Origin of the sequence: Bacillus cereus group sp. BfR-BA-01524, from assembly GCF_022662595.1 — a bacterium.
GTDB lineage: Bacteria > Bacillota > Bacilli > Bacillales > Bacillaceae_G > Bacillus_A > Bacillus_A thuringiensis_S.
This window is the reverse complement of sequence record NZ_JAKUDW010000023.1, coordinates 46660-69367: the sequence shown is the minus strand read 5'-3', so window position 1 is coordinate 69367 and position 22708 is coordinate 46660. Positions and strand designations below refer to the sequence as shown.

The following is a 22708-nucleotide window of genomic DNA, read 5'->3' as shown; positions in this document are numbered from 1 at the left end:
GCCAGGATCAAACTCTCCAATAAAGTTAGTTTGTCTAGCATCTAAAAATAAAAATTGACGTTTCACGTTGTTTGTTTCGTTCAGTTTTCAAAGAACTTGTCCGCCACTTCAGAAGCGACTTCATCATATTAACATCTTCATTTTTCGATGTCAACTAAGTTTTTAAATTTATTTTTTGTCGTTTTCTGCGTTTCCGCATCAGCGACGTTTATTAATATACCATCATGATTTTTAAATAACAAGTGTTTTTTATAAAAAACACAAAAAAATTATCTATCCTACTTTCTTCTATAGAAAGAACTATTATCCTTCCTACTAAAAATAGTTATTCTGATTGTATACTACTACACTTCATTCAACCAAATTGCATTTCACAATACCTTCCCAGGTTTTCATTCTCTTCTATATTAAAGTTGATAATAATTATCCTTCTATAGAATAACGATATAACTTAGCCGTAAGAAAAAATTCCATCCACATTAAACAATTCCAATGCAAATATAAACTTAAGAATATTGTTAGAATTTTTTTACATTTAATTAATGAAAAATATCCATTTTTTGTTATATAGTAAGAAAGGACGTACTCAACTATAAATAAACCAATGGAGGAATTATTTTATGGATAGGTTAACAAAGTTTTCATTAAAAAACCGAGCTGCCATTATCATCATGATTTTCCTTATTTCCATACTCGGTGTTTATTCCGGCTCTAAATTACCTATGGAATTTTTACCAAGTATCGACAATCCAGCAATTACCGTCACAACCTTATCTCAAGGACTCGATGCTGAAACGATGACAAAAGATGTAACTGATCCTCTCGAAAAACAATTTCGCAATTTAGAACACGTCGACACCATTACTTCTTCTACATACGAGGGATTATCACGTATCGATATTGCGTATACATCAAAAGCAAACATGAAAGATGCAGCACGCGAAGTCGAAAAAGCCGTCAATACAATTAAATTACCTAAAGATGTAACCAAGCCCGTAGTTAGTCAACTAAACACTTCTATGATTCCACTCGCCCAAATTACTATCCAGAAACAAAACGGGTTTTCAAAAGCAGATGAAAAACAAATTGAAAAAGAAATCGTACCACAACTCGAAAACATTGATGGTGTTGCTAATGTTATGTTTTTCGGAAAATCCACCTCTGAATTATCTATCGTACTTGATCCGAACCAATTAAAAAACAAAAACGTAACATCACAGCAGGTACTAACTATTTTACAAGGAAAAGAAACTTCTACTCCAGCTGGGGCAATTACTGTTAATCAAGAAGAATACAATCTCCGCGTCATCGGGGACATAAAAAATGTAAATGACATTAAAAACATCACTGTGGCACCCCAAGTGAAATTACAAGACATTGCTCAAATCGAAATCAAACAACACTACGATACAATCTCACATATAAACGGCGAAGAAGGCACAGGATTAATCATCATGAAAGAACCGAGTAAAAATGCAGTTGCCATCGGAAAAGAGATTGATAAAAAAGTTAAAGAGATAAATAAGGAATATAAAGATCAATTTTCTATTAAACTTTTGGCTTCAACCCATGAACAAGTTGAAAATGCTGTTACTAGCATGGGAAAAGAAGTAATACTTGGAGCAATCGCTGCAACTCTAATTATCTTAATCTTTTTACGTAACTTCCGAACAACACTCATCGCTGTTGTCAGTATTCCATTATCTATTTTATTAACACTCTTTTTACTACATCAATCTAACATCACACTTAACATTTTAACCCTTGGTGGTTTAGCTGTTGCGGTTGGACGTCTCGTCGATGATAGTATCGTTGTCATCGAGAATATTTTCCGCCGTTTACAAAAAGATTCTTTCTCTAAAAATATTATTCTTGATGCAACGAAAGAAGTCGCCGTCGCAATTACTTCTTCTACTTTAACAACCGTCGCTGTTTTTTTACCTATCGGCCTCGTATCAGGAGCAATCGGAAAATTAATGTTACCTATGGTATTAGCAGTTGTATATTCTATTCTATCATCCTTAATCGTTGCACTAACAGTTGTTCCACTTATGGCTTTTTTACTACTCAAAAAAACAAAGCATCGAAAGCCAAGTTCTTCATCACGATATGTTGCTACGTTAAAGTGGTCTCTTTCTCATAAATTCATTATTCTACTTACTGCATTTTTATTATTTGCAGGATCAATTGCAGCCTATATATTACTACCGAAAGCAAACATAAAATCTGAGGACGACACAATGTTATCTATTAACATGACATTTCCAGCCGATTATAATGCTGAAGCTCAAAAACAAAAAGCATTCGATTTCGAAAAGAAATTACTTTCTAATTCAGATGTAACAGACGTTATTTTACGAATGGGATCTAGCGCAGAAGATGCACAATGGGGGCAAACAACTAAAAATAACCTTGCTAGTATATTTGTAGTCTTTAAAAAAGGTTCTGATATTGATCAATATATTAAAGAGTTAAAAAAGGAAAATAAAACTTTTGAGCCTGCTGAACTTGATTATATAAAAACAAGTTATTCAAGCTCCGGCGGCGGCAACAACTTACAATTTAACGTAACAGCTACTAACGAAGCGGATTTAAAAGAGGCGGCTACTATCGTCGAAACAAAACTAAAAAGCATGGATGATCTTTCTAAAGTAAAAACGAATTTAGAAGACTCTAAGAAAGAATGGCAAATTCATATTGATCAAACAAAGGCTGAACAACTAGTTTTAACACCAGAAATAGCTGCGCAACAAGTAGCATTCCTTATGAAGAAGTCACCTATTGGCGAAATTACAATTAATAATGAAAAAACTACTATTATGATAGAACATAAAAAGGAAAACATTACTAAACAAGAAGATATTTTAAATACAAATATACTATCACCTACTAATGGACCAATTCCTTTAAAAGACATCGCAACTATTTCAGAAAAACAAACGCAAACAGAAATTTTCCATAAAGACGGAAAAGAAACAATTCAAATTACCGCCGAAGCTTCAAATGAAGACTTGAGTAAAGTAAACACAGCAGTAAATAAAGCGATAACTGACTTAGATTTACCTAGCGGTTCAAAAGTAAATATCGCAGGAGCTACTGAATCTATGCAAGAGAATTTTACAGATTTATTCAAAATTATGGGGATTGCAATCGGGATTGTATATTTAATTATGGTTATCACCTTCGGGCAAGCACGCGCTCCTTTTGCAATCCTATTCTCCTTACCGTTAGCTGCTGTCGGTGGTATTTTAGGATTAATCATTTCACGAACACCTGTTGATGTAAATTCCTTGATTGGCGCATTAATGTTAATCGGGATTGTTGTTACAAACGCTATTGTATTAATAGAAAGAGTCCAACAAAATCGGGAACACGGCATGGAAACTAGAGAAGCCTTACTTGAAGCAGGTTCTACTAGACTACGCCCAATTATTATGACAGCTATTACAACAATCGTTGCTATGCTCCCACTCCTATTTGGCCAATCCCAAGCAGGAAGTATGGTATCAAAAAGTTTAGCCGTCGTTGTCATCGGCGGTTTGGCAGTCTCAACTGTTCTTACATTAGTAGTCGTTCCAGTTATGTATGAACTATTAGATAAAATCGGGAGAAAAAGACGCTCCCGTAGGAAAATAAGCACTTCTACAGAAACACCTGATATTTAAAAACAAAAGGCGTTATCTTCACAAATGAAGATAACGCCTTCTCTCTACTTAGTCATATAATCCATCATTTTTTCCACATATTGCTCTATAGGTTTACTAGAATCCACAATAAGGTATTCATTATTTGAAGGTCTTTTACTACCATTTAACCACTTTTTAAAACCTACTTCCGACTCCACCTTTTCAATTTGACTGATCATACGCTTACGCGTTTGCAGTCTCCTATTAATCTCTTCCATATCATTAAGATAACACTCAATATATTTATATTTCACACCATGTTTATTTGATAATTCAATCCCTTTTTCAACCATTCCCTCATATAAACACGGACTATCCAATATAACACTATGCCCTTGTTCTAAATAAGAATCGATCAATACCCATTCGGCATCATACGCAAGCCCACCAACAATCGTTGATTCAATTCCTTTTACTTTTAATGATTTTAACAACGCGGATTTCAAAACATCATGATCTATAATTACAGCACCTGTTAATTTCGCTATATACTTAGAAGCTGTCGATTTTCCTGACCCAGGAAAACCTGACATTTGCAGAAAAAACAAATTAAAACTCCTCTCTAAATTACATCTGTTCGTCTATATAATTAATTACAAATTCAACAATCATTACGTCCTTTCCTTCTATATTAAAATACAAAAGAACCCCCTATCTATAAATAGAGAGTTCTCCTTTATAATTTATGCCGCTTTTACCTTTTTCGTTGTTTTACTTTTTCTTTTCGTTCCTGTAAAGCGCTTGTGTAATATAGACGCTATCAAGCGTGAAATAACATTGAATAGTAATACCATAATAATTAATACAGCTGCAGATTTTGTCGCAATCAACTTCGCATCTGGAATAACTCCTTCAGAATTTAATTTCCAAATGTGAACCGCTAATGTTTCAGCTGGTCTAAACGGATTTAAAGGATGCGCAGGGCTCGAAAAATCCGCTGCTGAATTTAAAATCGGGGATGTTAAACCCGCTGTATAAATTAATGCTGCCGCTTCTCCAAATATACGACCCGCCGCTAAAATAATACCTGTAATAATTTGCGGTAATGAAGATGGGATAATAATACGAGCGATTGTTTGCCACTTCGTTGCACCTAATCCAAGACTTGCTTCTTTTACATTATGAGGCACTTCTGAAATCGCATTTTCACAAACACGCGTTAAACCTGGTAAATTTAAAATAGTTAAAGCAAGAGCACCACCTATTACTGTGTATCCCCATCCTGTCATTGTAACGAACACCAACAAACCGAATAAACCAACAACAATAGAAGGTAAAGACGCCATTGTCTCAATGCATAAACGAACGAAATTTAAAAAGCGCCCTTGTTTTGCATACTCCGCTAAATATATTCCAGCACCTAACCCAAGAGGAATAGATATAATAAGCGTTATAACAAGCATGTAGAAGGAATTGAATAACTGTGGACCAATCCCACCACCAGCTCTTGTATTACTTGGTTCTCCAAACAAGAAATTAGGATCCCAAAATCCCCATCCCTTTTGTAAAATTTCAAACACTAAGAACACTAGCATAGCTACGACCAAAGCCGCAACCGCATAAAAGATACCTGTCCAAACTTTATTTACCGTTCTTGCATTCATTATTATCGCTCACCTCTTTGTCCAATCGCTCGAATTACTAAAATAAACAGGAATGAAATAACAAGTAAAATCATCGCTAAAGTCCATAGCGCATTGTTCCAAGCAGTTCCGTTCAATGTATTCGTCATGTCCATTGTTAAAATACCAGTTAACGTCGCTGTTGGACTATATATTCCTTCTGGTAATTTAATCGTATTCCCGATTACCATTTGAACCGCTAGCGCTTCACCGAAAGCACGCGCTAAGCCTAAAACAACACCTGTTAAAATCCCTTTTTTCGCAGCAGGAACAATCACTCGGCTAATCGCTTGCCATTTCGTTGATCCTAGACCATAAGAAGCTTCTAAATAATCAAATGGAACAGAACGTATTGCATCAGAAGCGATACTAGCAATAGTAGGTAAAATCATAATACTTAATACAACAATACCTGCAATTAAACTAAAGCCCACTCCCCCAAACGAATCACGTAATAGTGGTACTAAAATCGTAACCCCTAATAATCCGTATACAACCGAAGGAATACCAACTAACAATTCTAGAACAGGCTTCAATACTTTATTTCCAAACTTCGGCGAAATTAAATTCATAAATATAGCAAGAGCTATAGCAATTGGTGCACTAATAATAACCGCACCTAACGAAACCACCGTTGAACCTACAATGAAAATCAAAGCCCCAAAAGATCCTTGATCAGCATTTGGATTCCATTTTGTCGATGTTAACATCTCAGTAAACGAGATACCACTTTGTGTAAAAGATTGAATACCTTTACCACAAATAAATGCAATAATAGCTAATGTAATTAAAACAATAAAAATACCGCAAAACGTAACAAGTGATCTTCCTATATATTCACTTTTCACGTAATTAATTTGTTTTTTCCCCTTCATCACAGGACAGACCCCACTTCACAGATTGAAATGAACAGGACTGACCTTGCAGCCAGCCCCATAAAACTTTATTACTTATTTAATTTAGACATTGGAATGTAGCCCATATCTTCTACTTGCTTTTCAAAGTCTTTACCTTTTACATAATCGATGTAAGCTTTTGTTGCTTCTTTCGCTTCACCTTTTGTTACCATATACTCGTAAGACCAGAATGGATATTTACCAGACGCAATGTTTTCAACTTTCGGTTCAGCACCATCAATTTTCACTGTTTGTAGTGCACCTTTTTTATCTCCAACCATATAAGACATTGCTAAATAACTTACTGAACCTGGAGTAGAATTGATAGCTTGCTCTACTGCACCGTTAGAATCTTGTGTTGTACCAGTTCCATCATTAATTTTCGCGTCTTTCATAATCGTTTTTTCAAATGTAGCACGTGTACCAGATGAAGCCGGACGATTAATTACGTTGATTTTTTCATCTTTTCCGCCTACTTCTTTCCAGTTTGTTACTTTTCCAGTGAAGATATCTTGTACTTGTTGCACCGTTAAGTTATCAACTTTTACATCTTTATTTACGACAAGAGCGAATGCAATACCCGCTACCTTGTTATCTACTAATTCTTTCGCCTTTTCAGCATCTTTTATTTTATCTCCGGCCGGAACATCTGAATTACCAATTTGTACTGCACCAGATGCTACTTGGTTAATCCCAGTTCCACTACCGCCACCTTGGACTTGAATAGAAACTTTTGAATTTTTCTCCATGAATTTCTTTCCAGCTTCCTCCGCAAGAGGTAGAAGAGCTGTAGAACCAGCTGCTGCAATCGTACCTGATAATTCTTGTTTTGTATTATCGCTTCCTTTAGCAGTTTCTTTACTAGTTGTATCTTCTGCTTTCCCACACCCAACTAATGCTCCTGCTACCACTAAAGCTGCTAAAGAAAATTTAATACCTTTTTTCATAACCATGTCTTGTACCCCCATTTGGATTATCACTTTTCGAATTCATTTTCTTTCGAACACAAATTCATTGTAGGACAACAATATTATGTGAGTGTTAAGCAATTTTTAATTTTAAGTAAATGACGATAATAATCCTTAAAAGCTAGGAATCCCAACATTTGTAGTTAAAGAAGCAAACAAAAACCACACTAACTATGCTGTAATGTAAATTTATTCTTAACAATGTAAATTCAATGTAAATGTTTTTCTATCTTTTTCCCTTTTAGTTAAAGTTACATTTACAATTCCGCTGTATTTTGTAACTTTTTCACGCCTAATTTATGCACATTAAAAAGAATTTCAGTAATATTTTTTAGTACAACTAAATAAATTGGAACAATTCTAAAATTAAATGAATATTTTTAAAGTACTAATTGACAGCATCATCCAATGTAGTCTACTATATTACTAACAAAAAGTTTACCTAAGGAAACTTTTTAAACTAACACTAACAATATAGAGAAGAGGTAACTTTTATGGTATCGGCTAATACTAAACCCCTTTCCGAGTTTAAAACAGGGGAAGTTGTACAAATTGAGAAGATACAATTAGAAGGAACTATGAAACGACGTTTATTAGATTTGGGATTTATCCCTGGGGCAACGATTAAAGTATTGCAACGCAGTCCACTTGGAGATCCGGTCGCTTATCAAGTGAGCAACACAACTATTGCACTACGCAAAGAAGAAAGCTCCCTTATTTTCGGGGTATTAATAGGAGATGATTTCAGATGAGCAAACATCGTATCGCTTTAGCTGGTAACCCGAATACCGGGAAAAGTACATTATTTAATACTTTAACAGGCTTAAAACAACATACTGGAAACTGGACGGGAAAAACTGTTTTAAAAGCTGAAGGAGAATATGAACATAACGGAAGTAATTATACATTAATAGATTTACCCGGAACTTACTCGCTATACTCAAATTCCGCAGACGAAGAAGTAGCGAGGGATTATATTATATTTGAAAAACCAGAAGTAACTGTAGTTGTCATAGACGCAACTGCTATGGAAAGAAATTTAAATTTAGCACTCCAGGTGATGGAGATGACAAATAATGTAGTCATATGCATTAACTTAATTGATGAAGCAGAGAAAAAAGGCATTGTTATTGATGAAAAGAAATTAGCAAAATCACTTGGTGTACCTGTCGCTAAAATTTCAGCACGTAATCGAGTAGGTATTGGTCATTTGGTAAATGTTATTGCGAAAGTAGCAAATAAAAAACTAATTCCAACACCAATTAAAATTACTTACAGCGAAAAAATCGAAAATATGATTCAAGAATTAGAACCACAAATTTATAAAGTGTTCGGTGATACGTATCCAGCACGTTGGATTGCTTTACGTATATTAGATGGAGATAAAAATTTCTTAACTACACTTCAAAAACACCATAATGAACCGCTTGTAAGGGAGGTCGTAATTAATGGAATCTCACTCAGCCAGTAAAGCTCTTCCATTAGACTATATTATTCAACACGCACAAACATTTTCAACAGAAGATATACGAGATGATATAGTCGGAGATATTTACCGAACATCTGCAAGCATATGTAAAGAATCCGTTCAATATACAAATACTGATAAATTATATCGTTCCGAAAAACTAGATAAAGTTTTCACATCTCCAATCTGGGGATTCCCAATTATGCTCGGTATTTTATCTATTATTTTTTATCTTACAATTGCAGGTGCTAACGTACCATCTGATATGATTGCCGAATTCTTCGGATGGGCTGAAGGATATTTAACATCTTGGTTCCAAGCTGCTCATGCACCTGAATGGTTACATGGCATTTTAATACTTGGTTTATTCCGTGGTATCGGTGCTGTTATTAGTGTTATGTTACCCCCTATGGCAATCTTTTTTCCTATGTTCGCGCTATTAGAAAACTACGGATACTTACCACGTGTCGCGTTTAATATGGACCGCTTATTCAAACGATCTGGTGCACACGGGAAACAATCTTTAACAATGGCAATGGGATTTGGTTGTAATGCAGCAGCCATTATGTCAACACGTATCATTGAATCACCACGTGAACGTATGCTAGCAATTTTAACGAACAACTTCGTTCCTTGTAACGGTCGCTGGCCTATGTTAATTTTAATGGCTTCACTATTTATGGCTGCTGGTTATACAGGCAGTATGCAAACATTGGTGACTGCTGGCGTTGTAGTTGGAATGGTTGTAATTGGTGTTATTATGACATTAACCGTTTCTTGGGTACTATCAAAAACAGCCTTAAAAGGCGTTCCAACTCACTACACACTTGAGTTACCTCCGTACCGCAAGCCAAAAGTTTGGAATACAATTGTTCGGGCAACACTCGATAAATCAATCTACGTTTTAAAACGAGCTATAGTTGTTGCTGCCCCTGCGGCTGCATTAACTTGGTTACTTGCTAACATTTTTATCGGTGACACAAGCTTACTTATGTATTTTGTAAACTTCCTAGATCCATTTGCTAAAATGTTAGGACTTGACGGGTTTATTCTAGCTGCATTCATTCTTGGACTACCCGCTAATGAAATTGTAATCCCAATTTTATTAATGTCTTACTTATCAACTGGGGCTTTAACTGAAATAGATGATTTTAATCAAATTAAAAATCTATTCCTAGAAAATGGTTGGACTTGGTTAACAGCGTTAAACACAATGTTGTTCTCACTTCTTCATTTCCCGTGCGGAACAACACTGGTTAACATATACAAAGAAACAAAAAGTGCAAAATGGACATTCTTATCGTTTGCAATCCCTACCGTTATCGCCATTGTTGTTACATTCCTCTCTACACAATTGGTACATTGGTTAGGGCTTGTATAAAACAAAGCATACATAGAAGGCATCCCCCTTCACATATGCTTTGCCCGAAAGAAACCTGAAAATCATTCAGGTTTCTTTTTTTGTACATCAGTATTCCACGGCTGCGCTCCATACGTTGTGAGTTTTTTATGAATGAAATATATAGCCCCCGGCAGCACCGCCATTAATATCGTGCAACTAATTCCTAATCCAGTAAACAACTTTCATCACCTTATTTCACTCTTTTCGGTAAAGCTGAACCTGAATGTTCAATTGTTGGATGAACATGAACAGTAATTTCAGCATTACTAAAGTAATTTTCGCCTTGATCCCAATTCTTACTTATTTTTTTCCATTCTTTATAATTATGTCGTTTATACACTTCCCCTAACTCTAATACATCTACCTTATATTTTTTTTGAACAAGCTTAATCGATTTTTGAATACGCTCCTCCATTTCTTCCGATATATCCCTCTCTAAACGCTTTTCATTCAAAACCTTTTTATGATCACTAAAGTGCAACTCAGCTATTGTACCTTCCAGAAATAAATGAATATTAAATTTCGGTTTTGTAGCATTCGTTGTGGATACTTTAATTTTTCGACGTAACTTATGAATTTCATATGTAATAAGTTGATTCTTTTTACGGATGGTAAAAAAACCGCCAATTTTTTTACCTATTATATAATTCATCCCTAATGTTTCTTCCCCACTCAAATTGCCTACACACTTATTATCCTTTCCACGAAACAATGCTGCACCGTTCATTTGTACTCCTTGCTTTGTTAGTTCCAGAATAGGCAATACGAAACTTCGGTTAGAGATCATCTTTTCCTGCACCTCACCAATTCTTGCAGCCTCAATCATTTGGGCATTTTTCGGAGGGTGTTCAGCTAACATATCAATATACTGCGCCGGTAAATTTTCAGGCTTGGCACTTTGTTTTAAAATAGCTTCGGCATTTTTATTAGAAACGAACAAACGAATATTTCTTCTCATCTCATGATCGCGAATATATACATCTAATGTATTTTGTAAAATGTATGGATGTGAAAGTAATTCTTCAGAGAAAATAATCACCTGTATATGAGGGAAAAATAATGTTCGACTAATTTTTTTAGCGATTATTCTTATTTGTTCAAACACACTATCTGCTTTCGCACTAACATTAATATAATTTTCACTATCCCCCCCACCCCCTTGTCCGCCCTGTTGAGACAATTTACTGGGGAGTACCATCTGATAGGTCCCTTTCATAATTGGATTCGCTTTCTTCTCCTTCACAATATCGTAAGCCGCTCCTACTACAAATCCTCTCTCTTCTATCTCTTCTAACTCAGAACACCCACTCATAAATCCAGTTAAAGCCATAACCATTATAATTTTAAGAAGGTGTTTCATTTCCACCATTCCTTCTTTTTATTTTATATACAATTAAAACGAGCAAAGGCGCTAACACAACAACTCCCATATCTATCCAAGCTAAATAAGTCCCATAACTTGATAAAGTATTCAAACTACTGGGTATCATATTCACCATAAAAATAATCGGGGCACTTACGAAAATAAAAATATGTTTCTTCACTTTCGGAAACATAGCACAAAACAATAAAGATGCGACGTCATAATACATTGCTGTAGTGTTATAAATAGTAATAATCCAAGTCGTAAAAAAAATCGCATCAAACCTTTCTAAAAATCCTCCACCAATTTCAATTTCTTTCCCTAATTCAATTGTTGGATATGTCAATCCACGTGTTGTCATATACGTAAAAACACTAATACAAGTTACATAAATTAAAATGTATGACAACACGTTTACCATCACCGCTTTCGCAACTGCCATTGGCGCTTTTTTCGCTGCCTTATCATTTAGCAACACCGCATAAAACAGAGCTACTTCAAATCCAATAAACGTAAAAATAGAATTTTTAACTCCAACAGCATATTGACTTACTTTAGTTTGAAAAGCTGGTAGTAAATTATTTATTTCCATTAAATTTATATTCAATAAAGAAAGAAGCACTATCGCAATTAAAACAATAGGTAAGAATAAAACATTTAACCTTAATAAGGCCGCTCTTGATCCTGCTATTCCGTAAATAACAACTAATAAGAAAAAGAAAGACAGTAGTTGTATTGGTGTATCACTAAATAAATACGTTTGAGAAATAACTGAAATCATTCGCGATTCATATGCTGTCAAAGCAGCAAACGTTAATACTAAAATGCTACTAATTGTGTATGCAACAGGCTTCGTCAAATGCGCACTCGTATATTGAACAAAGTTTTGTTTTGGGAATAAGATAGCCACTCTCGTCACAAACCAGCCTAAAACTGCACAGACCAATCCACCCAAAAGCAAAATAACCCAACCGTCCGAAAATAAAGTTTGGCTAGCAATATCTCTTGGCATAGACAATGCCCCTATACCAATAATTGTTGACGATACCGCAAATCCAATTTCCCGAGATCCAATCTCTTCATCGCCATACTCAAATGGTTTCAATTATTTTCGCTCCTTTGGACGTATTGTAGAATCTTTTGTTTGTAAGTACTCTGGTCTATCTTTCAACATCGATTTTGGCATGCGAATAAATTCTTCTTTCCAATCTTTATAAAATGCAGGAGCAATTGGAGTTGTATACGGTATACCAACACTCGTTAAATTTGTAATATGAATAGCAAGTGCGATCAGAGCTAGAATAATCCCATACAACCCAAAAGCCGTTGCAGCTAACACAAAGACAAAAAGTAAAATTCGGAACGTAATTGTAATACTATATACAGGAAGCGAGAACGTAGCAATCGCAGTAACCGCAATAATAATAACTAAAAACGGATTTACAATTCCTGCATTTACCGCAGCTTCTCCAATTACAAGACCTCCTACAATCCCTATCGTTTGTCCCATCGGTTTCGGCAATCGGATTCCAGCTTCTCGTATTAATTCCATAGTCAAGGCCATCATTAACGTTTCAATATATGCTGGAAACGGAACACCTTCCCTCGCACCCGCAATTGAATAAGCCAGTTTAGAAGGAATAAGTCCTTGATGATAAGATACAAGTGCTACATACATAGCTGGTAACAAAACCGCAATTATACCTGATCCCATACGTAAAAATCTTAATAACGTTCCAATCACCCAGCGCTCGTAATGATCTTCTACAGATTGAAAAATATCAACAAATACGAGTGGCGCGATAAGAGCAAATGGGGATCCATCTACTAAAATGGCCGCCTTCCCTTTCGCTAATGAGGCTATAATATTATCAGGCCTCTCCGTATTCAAAAATTGTGGAAATGGGGATAAATTATTATCCTGAATTAATTGTTCAATCGTACCTGTTTCCAAAACGACATCTGTCACTATTGATTGAAGACGGCGATCTAACTCTTTTACAATGTGAGGATTAATAATATCTTCTATATATACTAGGGTTACTTCTTTCTGCGATCGCTTCCCCATAATATAAGATTGGAACCTCAACTTTGGATCGCGTAAACTGCGTCGGATTAACATTTTATTCACATTAATATCTTCATTTAATCCAACTCTCGGTCCGCGTATTAAATCTTCTGTCACTGGTGGCTCTAAACTTCTCTTCTCCCAAGCCCTACTATTAATAACGATAGCAGTTTGAATATTATCAATTAATATAACTGTATCTCCTGCTAAAATCGCATTCATAATATCTGGAAACTTCGTCTTTACACCTACTTCTGCGATAGAAATAAAACGATCCAATAACGTTTGAACAACAGCTTCCTCATTTTGAATTTCTTCGTATTGCAGTGTGCGAATGACATATTTATAAACATTATCCTTATCTGTTAATCCACATAAAAACACAACCGCACAACGTGTAAAACTCCCAGCAAGAGCAACTTCTCTAATTGTTAAATCATTAGGTGAACCTAACTCATCCCTAATTTCTTTCATAACTTCAAATAAGTTACCTTCAAGCTCTAACAATTTCCCCACCTAACTTCCTTTTCAACAAGTTTTTAGTTAGATTCCGCTAATAGAAGAAAATATATACAAAAAAGAGCTATCTCTTTGCAAAGATAGCTCCAATAAACGAATTACTTTTCTACTATTGTAGTGTTTTTCTTTATAAATACACCTTTTGTAAATCCACTAACTACAAACATCACAATCATATTAATTAACAATGCGACTATGCCTACATTCAAATCTTTTATATACTGCGGAAAACTCGGAAACATCGTGGCTATAGTTGAACCAGATAAGGTAATATATGCGACCACCAACAGCCCAACTCCCATTCCTGCAATCGCTCCTTGCTTCGTAACAATTTGGCGTGGAAACAAGCTACATACAAGTGCAGGGAAAAGTTGCGTAACGATACTGTATCCCATTAAAAGAAGGGCTCCTATTGTTTCTCCTCCTTTAAATGTAAATAAAACTGCTACGAGCGTTACTGCAGGTACAAATAACTTTGCGGCTTTAGCAACTTGTCTATCTGAAGCTGACGGAACGATCGTTCGGTAAATATTTTTCGCTAACAGTGTAGAAGCCGCCATAACGAGCATAGAGCCTGGAACCAATGCCGTTAATACTCCCGCACTACCAATAATCCCAATAAACCAAGGATCAAAAGTTTGTAAAGCAAGACGGACTAATGAAAGATCTACATCCGCTCCCTTTAACCCAGGAACTTGCAATATAGCAGCAAACCCTGCGAAAAATACGAAAAGTAACACTAAAGAATACAATGGCATAATTGCTGCATTTTTACGAAATACTTTTTCATTTTTTGCAGAAAAAGCAGAAGCAAATGTATGAGGCCACATATAGAAGCCGAGGGCCGTTAATATAATAGTAGAAACAAACCAAGAAATACTCATTCCTTCTTCAGGTAAAGATAAAAACCCCGGTTTCGCTGCTTCTACAGCTTCAAACATCGGCTGAAATCCTCCATAATAATGATACGGTAAATATATACCTAAAAACATAACGATAAACAGTATCATAATATCCTTCAAAGCAGCCGTCCAAGCTGAACCGTGTATACCTGAAACCATTACATATATAGTTATAACAATGGCACCAATCCAAACCGCAACAACAGGTGACACCCTTCCGTAAGACGCTTCTGAAACGATAATTCCCAGTCCCTTTAACTGTAAAACAAGATATGGGATGATGGAAACAACACCAACAATTGAGACAATAAGTCCAAGCGCTTTACTTCTATATTTCTTCGCAAAAAAATCCGACTGTGAAACAAGGTTATGCTCTTTCGCATACTTCCAAATCGGTGGCAATAAAAAATACGATAAAAGATAAGCTAAAGCGCCATAACCTAAAATATAAAAGGTAGGCGCGCCTTTACTATACGCCCAACCGCTTCCCCCTAAAAATGTAAACGTCGTATAAATTTCACCTGCCATAAGGAGAAAAACAAAAATAGTGCCAAATCCTCTTCCCCCAACTGACCATTGCTCTAAATCCATATCTTTTCCATGTTGTGCCCGAATCCCTAAAAATAATGCGAGAAACAAAAATAAAATAATGATAAGTAATGCAGTCATTTTACATCCTCCTTATTAGCAGGATCAAACACGTACACAAGCCCCATACAAAGAGATGTAATAAACACTGATAATAATACCCAAAATAATAAAAATGGCATCCCTAATACGTAAGGAGTAACTGAATTCGCAAATATTGGCCCAACTACTAAACAAAGAACTGGAATAAGCGCTAGGATGTATATTTTCTTCATCTCATTCTCCTTTACTTATAAAATTCATAATGGCTGATACAAAGACTTCGACTCCAATCGGTAATGCATCTTCGTCAATTGTAAAACGAGGGTGATGGTGAGGATATATAATACCTTTCTCTTTATTTCCTGCTCCGATAAAAAAGAATGTCCCCGGTGCCTTTTGTAAAAACGCTGAAAAATCTTCTCCAGCCATCGTCGGCTGTAAACGAACAACTCTATCCCTTCCATAAAGTTGTAATGCCGTTTGTTCAATAAGATCTGTAGCTTCATAGTCATTTACAACTGGTCGATATCCATATTCATATGAAAATGTATATTTCGCTCCGTAAGATTCCGTAATATACTTCACAATCCGCTCAATCTTCTTCTCTGTTTCACCTCGTAATTCATGTCTTAAACTTCTCACTGTCCCTTCAATCTCCGCTTGCTCTGGTATTACATTATGAGTTGTCCCCGCATGAAATTGTGTAACAGATATTACGAGAGAATCTAATGGATTCGTGAGGCGAGATACAATTTGCTGAAGTTGCGAAACGACTTGTGTTCCGATTGCGATACTATCCACCGTTTCATGAGGGATTCCAGCATGTCCACCTTTTCCCTCTATCTTAATTTTAAAAACATCCGGTGCAGCCATTGCAGGACCATAAATAACGCCTATTTTCCCAACCTCTAACGACGTCCAAAGGTGAGCACCAATAATATAATCCACACCTTCCATTACACCTGCAGCAACCATCTCCTCTGCACCACCAGGGAAATTCTCTTCAGCATGTTGGAATAGAAAACGAATCTCCCCTTTAATCTTCTCTCTTTCTTCCACTAACTTATGTACGACTCCAATTAATATCGCTATATGTCCATCATGACCGCATGCATGCATCACACCTTTATATGTAGAAATAAAATCAAACTCATTTTCTTCATGAATAGGAAGAGCATCCATATCGGCTCGAACCGCAACTGTTTTGCCCGGCTGTTTACCTACTAACTTTGCCATCACACTATATTTAGTCGGCCGTGACACTTCTAAATACGGGGATTTTCGAAGTATGTCGAACACAAACTGCGATGTTTTTTCTTCTTGAAAAGATAACTCTGGATACTTATGAAAATGCCTTCTCCACTCAACTAACTGATTTTTTGACAAAACAAGTTCCTTTGCAACATCCATACCCCTTCACTCCTTCTTCACCAAGTTAAATGTTATTATAACGTGAATTGTTAACTTTTAAAAGAATATTCTTAATTTTCAGTGATTATAAACTAAAAAGAAAAAGCCATCCAAAAGGTGACTTTTTCATTATCATAAAATAGTAATTGCTTGTTTTCCCATTTGCTCCCAAGCTTTCTCAAATTCTGCTCGTGGAACAGCCAAACGCGGATTATTTTTAAGAGGATCATTTACATATACAAAGTTTTGATCATATCCAATTACTACTGCACTATGCTCATAATATGTAATTTTCACTTCGCCCGAACTCGTATTCCATGTTTCAAAACTACTTTCAGCTAGCGGCTTAAACGTCGTATTGATAATGACCCATACCGGTGAACCAGAACTAATTACTTTATATATATCTTGCATGTCTCTACCTGTTAAATTAATTACTTTTTCAGGAACATATTTTTCTGCTAAATTAAAAATCGGTTGATTATATACACCATATCCAGGCTCTGCCTTTGTGTAAATATTTCCAACAAACCCTTCGTAAGGATTTCCCCGTACGCCATTTTGTTCAAATGGAACGCGATGAATTTCGCTAGCAAGTTGCATCTTATCTACTTGTACACCTTTATATTGCAGCAACATAGCTAAACTTGTCACTTCACATCCTCGAGGTAATTCTGGTAATTGTTTAATAAACGGAACATCTTCAATCATAGCTGCTTCTTTCATTTCAGATAGAAACTCTAAGCGTAGAACTTGCGCCTTTTGCATGATTTTATCTTTTCCTATAAAAAATGCAGCAGCAAGTATAATCCCAAAAACAAAAAGATATTTTAACTTTTTCATTATAAACAAAACTCCATTAATTATTATTTTACAGACACAACTCTTATCATTGTACCCTTCTTCTTACTAGTTTGCTAGAAAGATCATGTGAATTATCGCTCATAGAATTAATTATAAAAATTCTAATTATTTTTAATAAAAAGAAAAATAAATATACATTTCCAGAATATTTTGCTAAAATCAAAATTGTTAACATAGTGAAGATATCACCATGTTAACAAACATTCTTAGAGTATTTAGTCATAGTTCGTTTTTTTACATACTCCATTCATTTCATAGCAAATAAACCGAGTGTGTGTTGCATCCCCCACTAATGATTAAAAACTCAGAATAAAACGAAGTTCACACATTCAAGAAAATACGGGGTGAGGGGCATATGAATCAACAAATTGAACAAACAGATTTAAAACGAACAATGAAAAGTAGACACCTATTTATGATTGCACTCGGCGGCGTTATCGGAACCGGTCTATTTATGGGATCTGGTCAAATCGTCCATAATGCCGGACCTGGTGGTGCTATTCTTGCATTTTTAGTCGGTGGATTTGTTATGTATTTAACGATGTTATGTCTTGGTGAATTATCCGTTGCTATGCCAGAAGCAGGTTCATTCCAAAGCTATGCAAGCAAATTTATCTCACCTGGTTTTGGATTTGTTGTCGGTTGGATGTATTGGCTAAATTGGGCTGTTACGGTGGGAGTAGAGTTAACAACTGTAAGTATTTTAATGAAACGCTGGTTTCCAGACGTTTCTTCATGGATTTGGTGCGTTACATTTGCAGCAGCACTCTTCCTCGTAAACGCTTTATCAGCAAAAGCATATGCAGAAGCAGAGTTTTGGTTCGCAAGTGTAAAAGTCGCGACAATTGTTATTTTTATCGTACTTGGTGGCGCTGTTATGTTCGGTCTACTAGACTTTAATGGAAAGCCAGCTCCAATGCTTCATAATTTCACTGAAAATGGCGGGCTATTTCCAAACGGCGCATTAGCTGTTCTTCTTACGATGATTACAGTAAATTACTCCTTCCAAGGAACAGAATTAATCGGAATCGCTTCAGGAGAAAGTGAAAACCCTGAAAAAACAATTCCAAAAGCAATCAAAAACACAATTTGGCGAACTCTCTTCTTCTTCGTCTTAGCGATATCAGTTGTTGTAGGTTTACTCCCATGGCAAGAGGCTAATCTAGTCGAAAGTCCCTTTGTACTTGTTTTTGATGTAGCCGGTGTACCATATGCAGCAGACATTATGAACTTCGTTATTATTACAGCTGTATTATCCGTTGCTAACTCTGGTCTATACGCAAATTCTCGTATGCTTTGGGCGATGGCAAAACAAGGAATGGCAAGTCCAGCATTTACGAAATTAACTAAAAAAGGTGTACCGCTAAATGCACTAATTTTCAGCCTAATTTTCGCTAGCCTTTCTTTATTAACAAGTGTATTTGCGGCAGATACTGTCTTTCTAGTTTTAACATCTATTGCAGCAATGGCTGCTGTTGTCGTGTGGATGTCAATCGCCGCTTCACAGTTTTTCTTCCGTAGAAATTTCGTGAAAAATGGTGGCGACATAAATGATTTAAAATATCGTACACCGCTCTATCCGCTAGTTCCAATCGTAGCGTTCTCACTTAATTTCATTACATTTGTTAGTTTGGCTTTCATTCCAGATCAAAGAATTGCTCTTTATTGTGGCATTCCATTTATGATTATTTGTTACATTTTATACCAAGTTAAATATAAAAAAGTTGTCACACTTGAACAGCCACGAACTGTCACACGAGAAATAAACTAAAAATAAAAAATATTCAGCTATCTTTCTTATGATAAGATAGCTTTTTTCTATTTCTTGGATATCCTGGTATAACTTTATTTATCTTAAAATTTTCACAATCACGTTTTTCTCTGGAAAATAGTTTACAATGTAATCAAGTTACAAATGATATTCACCTTAAAAAGTGTGCATTTGTGTCTATTTTTTAACAATATATCAAAAACTATTGCCTTCTATAAATTAATAGGTTTATATTGTTTTATTGGCATAGTTTCAATCCAAGGAGAAAGGAGATTTTCAATCGTGCAACTAAAGAAAGCGTTTTGGAAGTTGGCTTCGCTTCTTCCGTTATCATTACTTCTGTTCCTCGGTGGCTGTGATAAAAAACTCGCAGTATTAAATCCGCAAGGACCTGTTGCAAAAGCACAGTATGATTTAATTGTTTGGTCATTCTTGCTTATGTCATTAATTATCGCAATTGTATTCATTCTGTTTACAGTCATCTTGATTCGTTATCGTGAAAAACCAGAGAATATGGACTATGAGCCACCTGAACAACACGGTAACACATTACTAGAAATTATTTGGACGCTTGTTCCTGTTATTATCGTTATCGCATTATCGATTCCAACAGTAAAAGCAACTTATGCTTCGGAAGAGGTTCCGAAAGAGTCCAAACATATTAAACCAGTTGAAATTTATGTTACATCTGCAAACTGGAAATGGTTATTCAGTTACCCAGAGGAAAAAATTGAAACCGTTAACTATTTAAACATCCCAGCTGGTGTACCAATTCAATTCAAACTGACTTCTGTCGGCCCAATGAATGCTTTCTGGGTACCAGAACTTGGTGGTATGAAGTACACAATGGATGGCATGATTATGGATCTTTATTTACAAGCTGATAAGCCAGGTTCTTACCTAGGTCGTAGTGCGAACTTCTCTGGTGAAGGATTCACTCACATGGAGTTCGAAGTTGAAGCGAAAACTAAAGAGAAATATGACAAGTGGGTTAAAGAAGTACAACAAACCGCTGATAAGTTAACAGAACAGAAATACAACGAAATTATTAAACCTGGTGTAGTTGGACGCATGACGTTCTCTAGTCACCACTTAAGTTATGTAGATCCAAAATCACTTGAATATTGTGATTACAACTACTACAAAAACAAAAAATAATAGCTATTATTCCAACAGATTGGAGTGAACACAGTGAAGCTTGATGAATTCTTTGTCACAGGTGACCCGATTATTTACGGTGCAGACGCTTCTATCGTTCTTGTGACATTAGCAATCATTTTCGTACTAACAAAGTATAAAAAATGGAAATGGCTTTGGGACGAATGGTTGACAACTGTTGACCATAAAAAAATCGGAGCCATGTATATTATTTCCGCGGTTATCATGTTATTCCGTGGTGGTATGGATGGTTTAATGATCCGTGCACAGTTAACATTCCCAGAAACAACTTATTTAAACGCTGAACACTATAACGGAATCTTTACAACACATGGTACAGTAATGATTCTTTTCATGGCAATGCCATTCGTTATGGGATTAATGAACCTTGTAGTACCATTACAAATTGGTGCTCGTGACGTTGCATATCCGTTCTTAAATGCTTTAAGTTTCTGGTTATTCTTTGTCGGAGCAATGTTATTCAACATCGCTTTCGTAATCGGTGGTTCTCCAGACGCTGGGTGGACTTCTTACTTCCCAATGGCAGGTACAGAGTTTACTTCAGGCGTAGGAAATAACTACTACGCAATTGCATTACAGATTTCAGGTCTCGGTACGCTAATGACCGGTATTAACTTCCTTGTTACTATCTTAAAAATGCGTACACCTGGTATGACTTTAATGAGAATGCCAATGTTTACTTGGTCAATCTTAATTACAACAATTATTATTATTTTCGCTTTCCCAGTATTAACAGTTGCTCTTGCATTAATGACATTTGACCGTCTATTCGATGCTCACTTCTTTACGATGGCGAGCGGCGGTATGCCGATGTTATGGGCCAACCTGTTCTGGGTATGGGGTCACCCTGAAGTATATATCGTTATTTTACCGGCATTCGGTATTTTCTCTGAAATCATTAGTACATTCTCACGTAAACGTCTATTCGGTTACAGTGCGATGGTATACTCAATGGTTGCAATTTCTTTACTAAGTTTCGTCGTATGGCTTCACCACTTCTTCACGATGGGTGCAGGTCCAGCGGTTAACTCATTCTTCTCGATTTCGACAATGGCGATTTCGATTCCAACCGGTGTTAAGATCTTTAACTGGTTGTTTACACTGTATAAAGGACGTATCCGTTTTACAGTTCCAATGCTTTGGTCATTGGCATTTATTCCAAACTTCGTAGTCGGTGGGGTTACAGGGGTTATGCTTGGAATGGCAGCAGCTGATTATCAATACCATAACAGCTACTTCCTAATTGCTCACTTCCACTACGTATTAATCGCAGGTACAGTATTCGCTATGCTTGCTGGATTCACATTCTGGTATCCAAAAATGACTGGTCATATGTTAAATGAACGCCTAGGTAAATGGACATTCTGGATCTTTATGAGCGGATTCAACATCTGTTTCTTCCCAATGTACTTCTTAGGTTTAGACGGTATGACTCGTCGTATGTACACTTACTCTGAAAGTCTTGGATGGGGATGGCTAAACCAAATCGCATCAGTTGGTGCGGTAATGATGGGTATCGGCTTCCTACTTCTTTGCTACAACGTAATTTGGAGTGCACGTCACGGTGAACGTGACACAACTGGAGATCCATGGGATGGCCGTACACTTGAATGGGCAACTCAATCTCCTGTACAACATTACAACTTCGCGAAACTTCCTGAAATCAAAGAAGCTGATGCTTTCTGGTACATGAAAAAACGCGGAGAAACAGTTACACCAGCTGCAGAAGATATCAAACCAATTCACATGCCAAGTAACTCTGGTGTGCCTATTATTGCGTCTGGATTCTTCGGTCTTGCAGGTTTCGCATTAGTATTTAGCTGGTTCTGGCTTGCAGCAATCGGTGGTATTGGTATTTTAGCTTGCTTAATCTATCGTTCATTCGATTATGACGATGGTTACTACGTAAGTGTTGATGAAATTAAAGAAACAGAACATATAGCATGAGAGGTGAAATGAC

The 22708-nt window shown here is 36.1% G+C and carries 19 protein-coding genes; 7 read left to right on the top strand and 12 right to left on the bottom strand.

The window, feature by feature from the left end; genetic code table 11:
• Nucleotides 1–620: 620 nt before the first annotated feature.
• Nucleotides 621–3665 (top strand): efflux RND transporter permease subunit, encoded by a 3045-nt coding sequence (locus MR170_RS10770; protein WP_242308229.1) that lies wholly within the window; start codon nucleotides 621–623, stop codon nucleotides 3663–3665.
• Between the two features lie 44 nt (nucleotides 3666–3709).
• On the opposite strand, the gene MR170_RS10765 is transcribed toward MR170_RS10770, so the two are convergent.
• The 4 genes from MR170_RS10765 to MR170_RS10750 form a co-directional block, all read right to left on the bottom strand.
• Entirely contained in the window at nucleotides 3710–4234 is a 525-nt protein-coding gene (locus tag MR170_RS10765; protein WP_242308228.1) for a P-loop nucleotide/nucleoside kinase family protein, read from the bottom strand.
• 135 nt (nucleotides 4235–4369) lie between these two features.
• Nucleotides 4370–5290, bottom strand: a complete 921-nt coding sequence (gene pstA, locus MR170_RS10760) for a phosphate ABC transporter permease PstA (protein WP_242308227.1) — start codon at nucleotides 5288–5290, stop codon at nucleotides 4370–4372.
• 2 nt (nucleotides 5291–5292) lie between these two features.
• On the bottom strand, nucleotides 5293–6183 hold the full coding sequence (gene pstC / locus MR170_RS10755; protein WP_000676676.1) for a phosphate ABC transporter permease subunit PstC: 891 nt from the start codon (nucleotides 6181–6183) through the stop codon (nucleotides 5293–5295).
• 71 nt (nucleotides 6184–6254) lie between these two features.
• Entirely contained in the window at nucleotides 6255–7157 is a 903-nt protein-coding gene (locus MR170_RS10750) for a phosphate ABC transporter substrate-binding protein PstS family protein (protein ID WP_029441648.1), read from the bottom strand.
• 509 nt (nucleotides 7158–7666) lie between these two features.
• Between MR170_RS10750 and MR170_RS10745 the strand changes: the two genes are divergently transcribed.
• From MR170_RS10745 to MR170_RS10735, 3 genes are read left to right on the top strand one after another with little or no spacing between them, the layout of a single operon-like run.
• Nucleotides 7667–7924: a FeoA family protein gene (locus MR170_RS10745; RefSeq protein WP_242308226.1), complete on the top strand. Its 258-nt coding sequence runs from the start codon at nucleotides 7667–7669 to the stop codon at nucleotides 7922–7924.
• Complete coding sequence (locus MR170_RS10740) at nucleotides 7921–8643, top strand: FeoB small GTPase domain-containing protein (protein ID WP_242308225.1); 723 nt, start codon at nucleotides 7921–7923, stop codon at nucleotides 8641–8643. Before MR170_RS10745 ends, MR170_RS10740 begins: the two co-directional genes overlap by 4 nt.
• Nucleotides 8621–10021, top strand: a complete 1401-nt coding sequence (locus tag MR170_RS10735; RefSeq protein WP_242308224.1) for a nucleoside recognition domain-containing protein — start codon at nucleotides 8621–8623, stop codon at nucleotides 10019–10021. Before MR170_RS10740 ends, MR170_RS10735 begins: the two co-directional genes overlap by 23 nt.
• 62 nt (nucleotides 10022–10083) lie before the next feature.
• Here MR170_RS10735 and MR170_RS10730 read toward each other — a convergent pair whose 3' ends face one another.
• The 8 genes from MR170_RS10730 to MR170_RS10695 all read right to left on the bottom strand — a co-directional run bounded on the left by MR170_RS10730 (nucleotide 10084) and on the right by MR170_RS10695 (nucleotide 17777).
• Nucleotides 10084–10221 carry a hypothetical protein gene (locus MR170_RS10730; protein ID WP_000493991.1) on the bottom strand — a complete coding sequence of 46 codons (138 nt, stop codon included), beginning with the start codon at nucleotides 10219–10221 and terminating at the stop codon, nucleotides 10084–10086.
• An 11-nt stretch (nucleotides 10222–10232) separates the two neighbouring features.
• Nucleotides 10233–11402 carry a spore germination protein GerLC gene (gene gerLC / locus MR170_RS10725; protein WP_242308223.1) on the bottom strand — a complete coding sequence of 390 codons (1170 nt, stop codon included), beginning with the start codon at nucleotides 11400–11402 and terminating at the stop codon, nucleotides 10233–10235.
• Complete coding sequence (gerLB, locus tag MR170_RS10720; RefSeq protein WP_016083494.1) at nucleotides 11386–12510, bottom strand: spore germination protein GerLB; 1125 nt, start codon at nucleotides 12508–12510, stop codon at nucleotides 11386–11388. The genes gerLC and gerLB overlap by 17 nt, the downstream gene beginning before the upstream one ends.
• Entirely contained in the window at nucleotides 12511–13989 is a 1479-nt protein-coding gene (gerLA, locus tag MR170_RS10715) for a spore germination protein GerLA (RefSeq protein ID WP_103574563.1), read from the bottom strand.
• 101 nt (nucleotides 13990–14090) lie between these two features.
• Nucleotides 14091–15563 (bottom strand): sodium:solute symporter family protein, encoded by a 1473-nt coding sequence (locus MR170_RS10710; protein WP_016083496.1) that lies wholly within the window; start codon nucleotides 15561–15563, stop codon nucleotides 14091–14093.
• Nucleotides 15560–15757 (bottom strand): DUF3311 domain-containing protein, encoded by a 198-nt coding sequence (locus MR170_RS10705; RefSeq protein ID WP_000725525.1) that lies wholly within the window; start codon nucleotides 15755–15757, stop codon nucleotides 15560–15562. The genes MR170_RS10710 and MR170_RS10705 overlap by 4 nt, the downstream gene beginning before the upstream one ends.
• 1 nt (nucleotide 15758) lies before the next feature.
• Nucleotides 15759–16934, bottom strand: a complete 1176-nt coding sequence (locus tag MR170_RS10700) for an amidohydrolase (RefSeq protein ID WP_242308221.1) — start codon at nucleotides 16932–16934, stop codon at nucleotides 15759–15761.
• Between the two features lie 132 nt (nucleotides 16935–17066).
• Complete coding sequence (locus MR170_RS10695) at nucleotides 17067–17777, bottom strand: C39 family peptidase (RefSeq protein ID WP_000734491.1); 711 nt, start codon at nucleotides 17775–17777, stop codon at nucleotides 17067–17069.
• A gap of 376 nt (nucleotides 17778–18153) precedes the next feature.
• Between MR170_RS10695 and MR170_RS10690 the strand changes: the two genes are divergently transcribed.
• The 3 genes from MR170_RS10690 (at nucleotide 18154) to qoxB (ending at nucleotide 22695) form a co-directional block, all read left to right on the top strand.
• Nucleotides 18154–19569, top strand: coding sequence for an amino acid permease (locus tag MR170_RS10690; RefSeq protein WP_016083498.1), 1416 nt, complete (start codon nucleotides 18154–18156; stop codon nucleotides 19567–19569).
• A 282-nt stretch (nucleotides 19570–19851) separates the two neighbouring features.
• Nucleotides 19852–20727, top strand: a complete 876-nt coding sequence (locus MR170_RS10685; RefSeq protein WP_001176166.1) for a cytochrome aa3 quinol oxidase subunit II — start codon at nucleotides 19852–19854, stop codon at nucleotides 20725–20727.
• Between the two features lie 33 nt (nucleotides 20728–20760).
• Nucleotides 20761–22695: a cytochrome aa3 quinol oxidase subunit I gene (gene qoxB / locus MR170_RS10680; protein ID WP_016083499.1), complete on the top strand. Its 1935-nt coding sequence runs from the start codon at nucleotides 20761–20763 to the stop codon at nucleotides 22693–22695.
• Nucleotides 22696–22708: the final 13 nt, after the last annotated feature.